We start from the raw sequence: 10,370 nt of genomic DNA, 5'->3' as shown, positions 1-10,370 counted from the left end.
GTCGGTCTCCGTCCTCGGCGCCGTCGTCATCGGCCTGCTGGTCTTCCGGAGCACCCGGCGCGCGGCCTGGTGCGCGGCGTGCTGCTCGGCGCACCGGCTGACGAGATCGCGCTGCTGCCGGCCGTGTCCGTCGGGGCGGGCGTCGTGCTCGGCTCGCTCGCGGCCGGCGACGAGATCCTCGTGCCGGAGGGCGAGTTCGCCTCGGTGCTGCTGCCGGCGCTGGTGGTGGCCCAGGCCCGGGGTGTGCGGGTGCGGCAGGTGCCGTTCGACGCGCTCGCCGACGAGGTCCGGCCGTCCACCACGCTCGTGGTGACCAGCCACGTGCGCTCCAACGACGGCCGGGTGCAGGACCTCGCGGCGGTCGCGGCCGCGGCCCGGGCGGTGGGCGCGGCCGTGCTGGTCGACGCCACCCACGCGGCCGGCGTGCTGCCGATCGACGCGGCGGCGCTGGGCCTCGACTACGTGCTCGTGGCGGCCTACAAGCACCTGCTGTGTCCGCGTGGGGTCGCGCTGATGCGGGTAGCCCGGGAGCGCTGGGACCAGGTGCCGGCGGCGGTCGCGTCGTGGCGCTCGGCGGGCGACGCGTACGCCCACTACTACGGGCCCACGCTCGCCGACCTCGCCCCGACGGCGGCCCGGTACGACGTCTCGCTCGCCTGGCACGCCTGGGTCGGCGCGGTGCCCGCCCTGGAGTTCCTGGTCGGCGTGCCGGCCGCTGAGCGGCGCGACTGGTGCGTCGGGCTCGCCGACGAGGCCGCCAAGCTGCTCGGCCTGCCGCCCACCGGCTCGTCGGTGCTCGCGGTCCCGGTCACCGGCGGCGCCGCGGCTGCCCTACGCGCGGCCGACATCGTGACCTCGGTGCCGCCCACCGGCGCCGCCGCCCTGATCCGCTTGTCCTTCCATCTCTACAACGACCTGTCCCAGGCCCGGCTCGTCGCGGACGTGCTGGCGCCGCACCTGGAAAGAGGGAGCACCCGATGAGCACGGTCGTGCAGCTCGAGTACGTCGGCGACCTCGCACCGTACGACGAGGAGGAGGCCGGGCTGGCCGAGGCCGGCGCCTCCCTCACCGTCGTCCGCGCGGCGGACGGCGACGCCCTGGTCGCGGCGGCGGGCGACGCCGATGTGATCTGGGTCGAGTGGACCCCGCACCTCACCCGTGACGTGCTGGAGCGGCTGCCCCAGCTCGGCCTCGCGATCCGTTGGGGCGTCGGCTACGAGCAGATCGACGTCACCGCGGCGACCGAGCTGGGCATCGCGGTGGCCAACGCGCCCGCGTACTGCACCGAGGACGTCGCCGAGCACGCGATGGCGCTGCTGCTCGCCGTCTCGCGCCAGGTGGTCTACCGCGACCGGCAGGGCCAGCAGGGCCTGTGGCGGCACGGTCCCGCGCGGCAGAGGCGGCTCGCCGGCAGCACCGTCGGCGTCGTCGGGCTCGGCCGGATCGGCAGCCACGTCGCCAAGGTCGCGGCCGCGTTCGGTGCGACCGTGCTGGGCTACGACCCGGTCGTCCGGAACCCTTCGGTGCGGCAGGTCGGGTTCGAGGAGCTGCTGGCGTCGTCCGACTTCGTCAGCGTCCACGTGCCGCTCACCCCGGAGACCCACCACCTGTTCGACGCGGACTCCCTCGCGCTGATGCGGCCGGATGCCGCCCTGGTCAACACCAGCCGCGGCGGGGTGGTCAGCCAGGCGGCGCTGGTCGCGGCGCTCGACGCCGGCCGGCTCGGCGCAGCCGCGCTGGACGTCTTCGAGCAGGAGCCGCTGCCGGCCGACAACCCGCTGCGCGGCCGCGACAACGTGATCCTCACCCCGCACGAGGGCGCCAACTCGCCGCAGTCGGGACGCGACCTGCGCCGCGCGGTCTACGGCGCCACCGTCGAGTGGCTGCGCACGGGTTGGACCGACGCGATCGTCAACCCGCAGGTCCGGCCGCACGCCCGGGTGGCGCGCTGATGGCGCGGCGGGTGCTCGCCCAGGGCGGCGAGATCATCCTGCGCGAGGTGCCCGACCCTGTCGCGGGGCCCGGCGACGTGCTGGTCCGGCCCCGTTACTCGGTGATCAGCCCGGGCACCGAGCGGTCGATCGTGCGGGCCACCCGGACCAGCGTCGCGGAGGCGCACGAGTATCCGAACGCCGCCTATACCTGGCGGACGGTGCGCTCCGGCGCGGTGCGTGGGCAGACCCGGATGCCGCAGATGCCGCCGGACGACGCCGCCTCGCTCGGCTACAGCCTGGCCGGCACGGTCGTCGCCGTGGGGGAGGACGTGCTCGACCTGCGGCCGGGTGACCTCGTCGCGTGCAGCGGCAGCCAGTGCGCGTACCACTGCGATCTGGTCGCCGTGCCGCGCAACCTGACCGTCCCGGTGCCGGCCGGGGTGGACCTGGCGGCCGCCGCGCACGTGACGCTCGGCGCCGTCTCGATCGAGGCGCTGCGGCGCACCGAGGCGCGGTTCGGCGAAACCGTCGCGGTCTTCGGCAGCGGCATGCTCGGCCTGCTGATCGCGCAGCTGGCGGCCTCGGCGGGCATCTACCTGGTCGCGCTCGACACAAACAGGCAACGGCTCGCGCTGGCGACCCAGCTCGGTGCGGTCGCGACGCTCACCGGCACGACCGCTGACGGGCTGTCCCGGGTACGCGACCTGACCGGCGGCTTCGGCGTCGACGCCGTGATCGTGGCCGCCGCCGACCCGGGCAGCACGCTCGTGAACTTCGCGTTCGACCTGCTGCGGCCCGGCGGGCGGGTGGTGGCGCTCGGCGACTTCGGAATGGACCTCGACCGGGCGCGGTTCTTCGGCGCGCAGGCGACGTTCGTGCCGTCGATCGCGTACGGGCCGGGCCGCTACGACCCGGTCTACGAGGAGAACAACGTCGACCTGCCGATCAGCGTCGTGCGCTGGACCGAGAACCGGAACATGGGCCACTTCGTCCGCCTCCTCGCCGAGGGGCGCGTCGACCTCGACGTGATGAAGGCGGTCCGGGTGCCGTTCGCCGACGCGCCCACGGCCTACCGTGCGCTGTTCGCCGAGGACTCGCCGCTGACCGCGGTGCTCGACTTCGGTGACTGACCTGCGCTGGCTCGCCGACCCGCGGCTGTCGCCGGACGGCACGCGGGTCGCGTACGTCTCGCGCTCCCTCGACCACGACGCGGACGAGGTGGTGTCCCGGGTCGGCGTCGTGCCGACCGCCGGCGGGCCGACGGTCTGGCTGGGTGCGGGCGCCGCGCCGCGCTGGTCGCCGGACGGGCGCCTGCTGGCGGTGTCGCGGGGCGAGACGCTCTGGCTGGTCGACGTGACCACCGGCGGTGAGCGGCAGATCGCCCGCCAGGGCGGGGGAGGCGTCACCGAGGCGGCGTGGTCGCCGGACGGTCGCCGGCTGGCGGTCGCGCGTGCGGCGGCGGTGCAATCAGCTGATGGTATGCGGATAGACGGGTTGCCCGGGCTCTACCGCCGTCACCGGCGGGTCCAGGTCGTCGATCTCGACGGCCGCCCGCGATGGACGGTGCCCGGCGACGCTCATGGTCCACAGTGGTCCTCCGGCGGCCGCCTCGCGTTCCTCACCGACCGGTTCGGCGGCTGGGGCGACCTGTGCGTGGCGACCGGGCCCGACGACATCGTCCGGGTCACCGACGGTGCCGGCCCGGTGCGCGGCTTCGCGTGGAGCCCCGACGGGTCCCGGTTGGCCTACCTCGGGCACAAGCACGGCGACGCCGGCGACGTGAACCTGCGGCTGTTCCTGACCGACCCGGCCGCGGAGCTGACGGCGGACTGGCTCCACGGTCTCGGCAACCCGGTCCGCGGCGACGATCCGCGCGGCACCGGCGACGCGCCCGTGGTCTGGTCGGCCGCCAGCGGCCGGATCTACACCGAGGTCGCCGTCGGCGGGCGCGGGCCGTTGGCCTGGTTCGCCCCCTCGTCCGGCCGCAGCGGCCGGGTGTTCGACGGTGCGCACACGTGCCTGTCACCATCGGTCGGGGGCGGGCGGCTCGCGTTCGTCCGCAGCGACGCGCTCAACCCCGGCGACGTGCACGTGGCCGACGAACCGATGGGGCGCTCCCGGGCGGTGACGGACGCCAACCCTGCCGCCGTGCGGGCTGGAGCACCGATGGTGCCGGTGCCCGTCCCGGGGATCGACGCCTGGCTGACCGCGCACGGCGGCGGCCGGCAGCCGTTGCTGGTCAACGTGCACGGCGGGCCGCACGGCGCGGTCGGCTGGCGGCACACGGCCGAGGTGCAGCGACTGGCCGCGCGCGGCTACGCGGTGCTGACGCTGAACCCGCGGGGCAGCCAGGGCTACGGCGAGGAGTTCGCCACCGCCATCCGCGGCGACTGGGGCGGGGTCGACTGGCAGGACGTCACCGCGGCGGTCGCCGCGGCGGCCGCGCTGCCCGGCGTCGACCCGGACCGGATGGCCGTCTGGGGAGTCAGCTACGGCGGCTTCATGGCCCAGTGGGCGATCGCGCACACGGACCGGTTCGCCTGCGCGGTCAGCGAGAACGGCATCAGCGACTTCCTGGCCGCGTGGCGCTCGCCGTTCTGGGACCTGCCGATGGGCGGCGCACCGTGGAGCTCACCGCGGTACGTCGACCGGTCGCCGCTCGTGCACGCGGACCGGATCCGCACGCCGTTGCTGCTCGTCCATGCGGAGCGCGACCAGGTCTGCCCGATCGCGCAGAGCGAGCAGATGCACGCGGCGCTGCGCCTGCTGGGTCGGGACGTGGAACTGGTCCGGATCCCGGGCGAGGGCCACCTGATGAACCTGCACGGCCGCCCGTCGAGCCGGGCCCGCCGCGCGGCGGCGGTCGACGCGTTCCTCGACCGCCACCTGCGCCCGTCGGGTCAGACGAACGCGTGAGCGGCGGCCACGCACCGCTGGCGGATCGCGCCGATCCGCTCGACGGTGCTGACCACCTCGTCGCCCGGGCGCAGGAAGATCGGGGGTGTGCGGCCGGAGCCGACGCCCTCGGGGGTACCCGTGAAGACGAGGTCTCCCGGCAGGAGCGGGCAGACCGCCGAGAGGCGCGACAGGATCCCGGGCACCGAGACGATCATGTCGCGGGTGCGGCCGGACTGCATCAGCGCGCCGTTGACCGTGCACTCCAGCAGCAGGTCGTCGACGTCGTCGAACTCGTCGAGGGTGACCAGCCACGGGCCGGTCGGCCCGAAGCCCGGGAACGACTTGCCGAGGCTGAACTGCGGTGTCTGGCCGAGCGTCTGCACGCGCCGCTCCGAGTAGTCCTGCCCGACGGTGAGGCCCGCGACGTAGGTCCAGGCGTCGGCCGTGCTGACGTTCTCGGCGCGCCGGCCCACCACGGCGACCAGCTCGACCTCCCAGTCGACGCGGTCGCCCGGGATCGGCAGCTCGCCCTGCGGGCCGGTGATGCAGGTCGGGAACTTGGTGAAGGTGATCGGCACTTCGGGGATGTCGTAGCCGGCCTCGAGCGCGTGCGCCCCGTAGTTGAGGCCGATCGCGAAGACCTGCGCGGGCCGAGGCGACGGCGCACCGAGGGTGGCCTCGTCAATGGGCTCGCCGCCGGGTGCGACGTCCGCCGCCCAGGCCGCGAACTCGGCCCATCGTTCGTAGACGGCGGCCGGATCCGCGGAGAAGCGGCCGCCGCTCGCGTGCTCGACGTCGATGCCGCCCGCGGGCGTGACGATGGTCAACCGGCCGGCGACGTTGGCAATCCGCATGTGCCGCTCCCTGCTCGTAGGGCCGGCCACCCGGCCCGCTTCAGCATCATGCCCAAGTGTTCGACTAGTCAATAGAGTTTCGAAAACAAGCCAGAGTTTCCTTGAGTACGCCCGAGAGCGAAAGCTAGTCTGTCGCTCGAACTCGCTCCACAGGGGAGGCACCGATGGCCACCGAGTCACCAGAGGAGGCCGCCGGCCGTGCCCGCGCGGTCCTCGCCGACCTCGACGGGCTGCTGCCCGAGGTCGACGCGCTCTACCAGGACCTGCACGCCAATCCCGAGCTGTCCGGTGCCGAGGTCCGCACGGCGGGCATGGTCGCCTCGTGCTACGCGGCGGCCGGTCTCGACGTGACGGCCGGTGTCGGCGGGCTCGGCGTCGTCGGCGTGCTGGCCAACGGGCCCGGCCCGGTCGTCGGGATCCGCGCCGACTTCGACGCGCTGCCGATCGCCGAGGACACCGGTCTGGCGTACGCGAGCACGGCCGTTGGCACCCGCGCCGACGGGACGACCGTCCCCGTCATGCACGCCTGCGGCCACGACCTGCACACCGCGAGCCTGGTCGGCGCCGCCCGGCTGCTGGCCGCGCACCGGGACCGCTGGCGCGGCACGCTCGTGCTGATCGCACAGCCCGCGGAGGAGACCATGCAGGGCGCCAAGGCGATGCTGGGCGACGGGCTGTTCGACCGCTTCCCCCGCCCCGACGTGGTGCTCGCCCAGCACTGCGCGGTGACCCGCACCGGGATGGTGCACCACAAGGCGGGGATCGCCTACTCGGCCTGCCGGAACTTCCGGATCACCATCCACGGGCGCGGCGCGCACGGCGCGGCGCCGCACTGGTCGGTCGACCCGGTGCTGCTGGCCGCGCAGACCATCGTGTTGTTGCAGGGCATCGTGGCCCGCGAGGTCGATCCTGACGAGATGACCGTGCTGACCGTGGGTTCGGTGCACGCCGGGACCCGGCCCAACATCATCCCGCCCGAGGCGGTGCTCGAGGTGACGCTGCGGGCCACCAGCGAGCCCGTGATCGACCAACTGCAGGCCGCCATGGAGCGGATCGTCAACGGCGTGGCCGCGACCGGCCGGGCGCCGCGCCCGCCGGAGATCGAGCTGCGCGAGCACACGATCGCCGTGGACAACGACGCCGCGGTGACGGCCCGGGTCCGCGCGGTGCACGCGGAGCTGTTCGGGGCCGACGAGGTCATCGACCTGCCCGAGGCCAACAAGGGCAGCGAGGACTTCGCCTACCTCGGCGCCGATATCCCGGCGACCATGTGGTTCTACGGCAGCACCGCGCCGGAGTTGTGGGACGCGGCGAGCGGCGAGCTGCGGGAGCGGATGGCCCGGATGCCGGGGCAGCACACCCCGTTCTACGCGCCGGACCGGCTGCCCACCCTGCGCCGCGGCGTGGAGACCCTGGTCGGCGCCGCGCTGGCGTACCTGCCGGGGCGGCCGGCATGAGCGCCGAGCTGCGGGAGATCGAGCGGCGCGTGCTCTGGCTCGCCGTGCGGATGGTGGACGCCGCCAACCGCGAGCGCGACACCGGCGACGGTGTGAAGGTCGGCGGCCACCAGGCGTCGTCGGCGTCGCTCGTCTCGGTGCTGACGGCGCTCTACTTCGGACACCTGGGTCCGGCGGACCGGGTCTCCGTCAAACCGCACGCCGCGCCGGTGTTCCACGCGATCGCCTACCTGCTCGGCGACCTCGACCGGTCCTACCTGACGCGGCTGCGCGCCCGGGGCGGGCTGCAGGCGTACCCGTCGCGCACGAAGGACCCCGACGGCGTCGACTTCTCCACCGGCTCGGTCGGGCTCGGGGCGGCCGCACCGCTGTTCGCCGCCGCCACGAGGCGGTACGTGGACGCCCACTTCGGGCCGCGTGCCCCGAGCCGGTTCGTGGCCGTGCTGGGTGACGCGGAGCTGGACGAGGGCAGCGTCTGGGAGGCGGTGGCCGATCCCGCGACCGCCGGTCTGGGCAACGTGATGTGGGTCGTCGACCTCAACCGGCAGTCGCTCGACCGGGTCGTGCCCGGCATCCGCGTCGCGCAGTGGGCGGCGCAGTTCGCCGCCGCCGGGTGGCACGTGGTCGAGGTCAAGTACGGCTCGAAGCTGCGGGCGGCGTTCGCCCGCGCCGGCGGTGAGGCGCTGCGGGACTGGATCGACCGGATGCCCAACGAGCACTACCAGTCGCTGTTCGGGCTGACCGGCGAGCCGTTGCGCAAGCAGTTCCTCGACGGGGCGCCGGCGCCGGTGGTCGCGGCCGTCGCCGACGTGCCGGACGACGAGCTGGCCGTGCTGCTGCAGGACCTCGGCGGGCACGACGTCGCCGCGCTCCTCGACGCCTTCGCCGAGTGCGACCGGGTTACCGACCGGCCGAGCGTCGTGTTCGCGTACACGGTGAAGGGTTGGCACCTGCCCGCCGCGGGCCATCCGCGCAACCACTCGGCGCTGTTGACCGGGGAGCAGATCGACGCGCTGCGGACCGCCTCGGGATTGACGACGGACGACGAGTGGGACCGGCTCGACCCGACGACTCCCGCGGGTGCGCTGGTCGCCGCGCGGCAGGCCGCGCTGGCCCGCCCCGCTGTCGCGGAACCGCCGCGACCTGTCGTCCCCGCGCGGTCCGGTGTGCGGGTCGGTGCGCGGGCGTCCACACAGGAGACGTTCGGGCGCGTGCTCACCGACCTGGCACGGGACCCGGCGGTGGCACCGTACCTGGTGACGACGGCGCCGGACGTGGCCACCTCGACCAACCTCGCGGGCTTCATCAACCGCACCGGCATCTTCGCGCCGGACGCGCGTACGACGTGGTCCACCGACCCTGTCCTGCGCTGGGTGGAGGGCCCGGAGGGGCAGCACATCGAGCTGGGCATCTCCGAGATGAACCTGTTCATGCTGCTCGGCCAGCTCGGCCTGGCCGGGGAGCTGTCGGGCCAGCCGCTGCTGCCGGTGGGCACGGTCTACGACCCGTTCGTCTGCCGCGGGCTCGACGCGTTCATTTACGCGGCCTACAGCGGTGCCAGCTTCGTGGTCGCCGGCACGCCGTCGGGCGTCACGCTGGCGCCGGAGGGCGGGGCGCACCAGTCGACGCTGACCGCCTCGATCGGGCTGGAGCTGCCCGGCGTGACGTTCGCGGAGCCGGCGTACGGCGCCGCGCTCGACTGGCAGCTCTGCGCCGCGCTGGGCGAGGTCGCCGCGGGTCGCGGTGCCTTCTACTTCCGGCTCACCACGCGCCCGATCGACCAGGCGCCGTTCGAGGCGGCCCGGGCCCGGCTCGGCGACGCGGTGCTGCGGCGGCAGGTGCTGGCCGGCGCCTACCGGCTGCGCGACGCCGGCCCGGCGGCCGTGGTCCAGCTCGCCGCCAGCGGCGCGGTGCTGCCCGAGGTGCTCGCGGCGGCCGAGGAGCTGGCCGAGGAGGGCGTCGAGGCGCACGTCGTGGACGTGACGTCGCTGGACCGGCTGTACGCGGACTGGCAGGCCGCCGTCCGCACCGGCATCCGGTCGGCGCGCGTGCCGGCCCTGCCCGGCGCGCTGCGGACCGCGTTCGCGCCCGGCGTGCCGCTGGTGACCGTGCACGACGCGGCCTCGCACGCGATGGCCTGGCTGGGCTCGGCGCTCGGCGTGCCGTGCGTGCCGCTCGGGGTCGACGGCTTCGGCCAGTCCGGCAGCGTCGCCGACCTGTACGCGCTGCACGACCTGGAGCCGGGCGCGATCGTCAACGCCGCCCTGTCCGCGGTGGCGCTCCGTGGCTGAGCTGCTGCTGGCCGGCGGCACCGTCGTCGACGGTCGCGGCGGCCCGCCGGTGGCCGCTGACGTGGCGATCTCCGACGGGCTCGTGGCGGCGGTCGGCGCGCCGGGGACGTTGCGCTTGCAGCGCACGCTCGACGTATCCGGCAAGGTGGTCAGCCCGGGTTTCATCGACATCCACTCGCACGCGGACTTCACGCTCGCCGTCGACGGCCGGGCGCAGAGCAGCGTGGCGCAGGGCATCACGACCGTGGTGACGGGCAACTGCGGCCACGGTGTGGCGCCGGTGACGGACCGGTCCGCCGACCTGGTGCCGACGAACATCCCGGGCTGGCGTGCGGTCTGGGACTCCGCGCAGAGCTGGCGGACGTTCCCGGACTACCTCGACGCGCTGCGGACCCGGGGTGTCGGCGTGAACGTGTTCCCGCTCGTCGCGCACGGCGCCCTGCGGCTGGCGGTGGCGGGGTTCGAGTCCCGCGCGCTGACGCGCGCCGAGCTGTCCCGCCTGCGCGGACTGGCGGCGGAGGCGATGGACGCGGGTGCGGTCGGCCTCTCCACCGGGCTCGAATACGCACCGGGGTTGGCGGCCGACACCGCGGAGCTGGTCGCCGTGGCCGGTCCGGTGGGCGAGCGGGGCGGGCTCTACGCCTCGCACTGTCGCAATCGGACCGACGCGATCGAGGTGGCCGCTTCGGAGGCCGTGACGGTTGCCGACCGGACCGGTTGCCGGCTCCAGCTGTCGCACTTCGTGCGGCGCCCCACGGAGACCGCACAGTCGCTGTTCCACCGCGCGGTCGACGTGGTGCGCGCCTGCCCGACCCGGGCACGCCTGGACGTCTTCCCGTTCACCCACGGCCCGACGCCGTTGCCGACGTTCGTCGTGCCGATGTCGCTGCGTGACGCACCGCGCCGCGAGGTGGCCCGCCGCCTGGCGGACTTCAG

General features: G+C 74.7%; 8 protein-coding genes. 7 read left to right on the top strand and 1 reads right to left on the bottom strand.

The genetic code is table 11. The features are described 5' to 3' along the window. From AB0H87_RS23565 to AB0H87_RS23550, 4 genes are all read left to right on the top strand, one after another. Positions 1-981 (top strand): aminotransferase class V-fold PLP-dependent enzyme (locus AB0H87_RS23565; protein ID WP_360149364.1); only part of this gene is annotated, 981 nt, incomplete at its 5' end. Continuing rightward, positions 978-1,952 carry a C-terminal binding protein gene (locus AB0H87_RS23560; RefSeq protein WP_360149361.1) on the top strand — a complete coding sequence of 325 codons (975 nt, stop codon included), beginning with the start codon at positions 978-980 and terminating at the stop codon, positions 1,950-1,952. The genes AB0H87_RS23565 and AB0H87_RS23560, both read left to right, overlap by 4 nt. After that, entirely contained in the window at positions 1,952-3,064 is a 1,113-nt protein-coding gene (locus AB0H87_RS23555) for a zinc-binding dehydrogenase (protein WP_360149358.1), read from the top strand. The genes AB0H87_RS23560 and AB0H87_RS23555 overlap by 1 nt, the downstream gene beginning before the upstream one ends. Then, a complete protein-coding gene (locus AB0H87_RS23550) occupies positions 3,057-4,850 on the top strand; it encodes a S9 family peptidase (protein WP_360149355.1) in 1,794 nt (597 codons plus the stop codon). Before AB0H87_RS23555 ends, AB0H87_RS23550 begins: the two co-directional genes overlap by 8 nt. On the opposite strand, the gene AB0H87_RS23545 is transcribed toward AB0H87_RS23550, so the two are convergent. Further along, positions 4,835-5,686 (bottom strand): fumarylacetoacetate hydrolase family protein, encoded by an 852-nt coding sequence (locus tag AB0H87_RS23545; protein WP_360149352.1) that lies wholly within the window; start codon positions 5,684-5,686, stop codon positions 4,835-4,837. The genes AB0H87_RS23550 and AB0H87_RS23545 overlap by 16 nt on opposite strands. 164 nt (positions 5,687-5,850) lie before the next feature. Between AB0H87_RS23545 and AB0H87_RS23540 the strand changes: the two genes are divergently transcribed. From AB0H87_RS23540 to AB0H87_RS23530, 3 genes are all read left to right on the top strand, one after another. Next, positions 5,851-7,143, top strand: coding sequence for an amidohydrolase (locus tag AB0H87_RS23540; RefSeq protein WP_360149349.1), 1,293 nt, complete (start codon positions 5,851-5,853; stop codon positions 7,141-7,143). After that, positions 7,140-9,434 carry a 1-deoxy-D-xylulose-5-phosphate synthase N-terminal domain-containing protein gene (locus AB0H87_RS23535; protein ID WP_360149346.1) on the top strand — a complete coding sequence of 765 codons (2,295 nt, stop codon included), beginning with the start codon at positions 7,140-7,142 and terminating at the stop codon, positions 9,432-9,434. Before AB0H87_RS23540 ends, AB0H87_RS23535 begins: the two co-directional genes overlap by 4 nt. After that, positions 9,427-10,370, top strand: a 944-nt coding sequence (locus tag AB0H87_RS23530) for an amidohydrolase family protein (RefSeq protein ID WP_360149343.1), incomplete at its 3' end; no start/stop codon positions are given. The genes AB0H87_RS23535 and AB0H87_RS23530, both read left to right, overlap by 8 nt.

This window comes from Asanoa sp. NPDC050611, from assembly GCF_040654855.1.
In the GTDB taxonomy this organism is placed as follows: domain Bacteria; phylum Actinomycetota; class Actinomycetes; order Mycobacteriales; family Micromonosporaceae; genus Asanoa.
The sequence above is the reverse complement of the archived record's forward strand: the minus strand, read 5'-3'. Positions and strand labels throughout refer to the sequence as shown.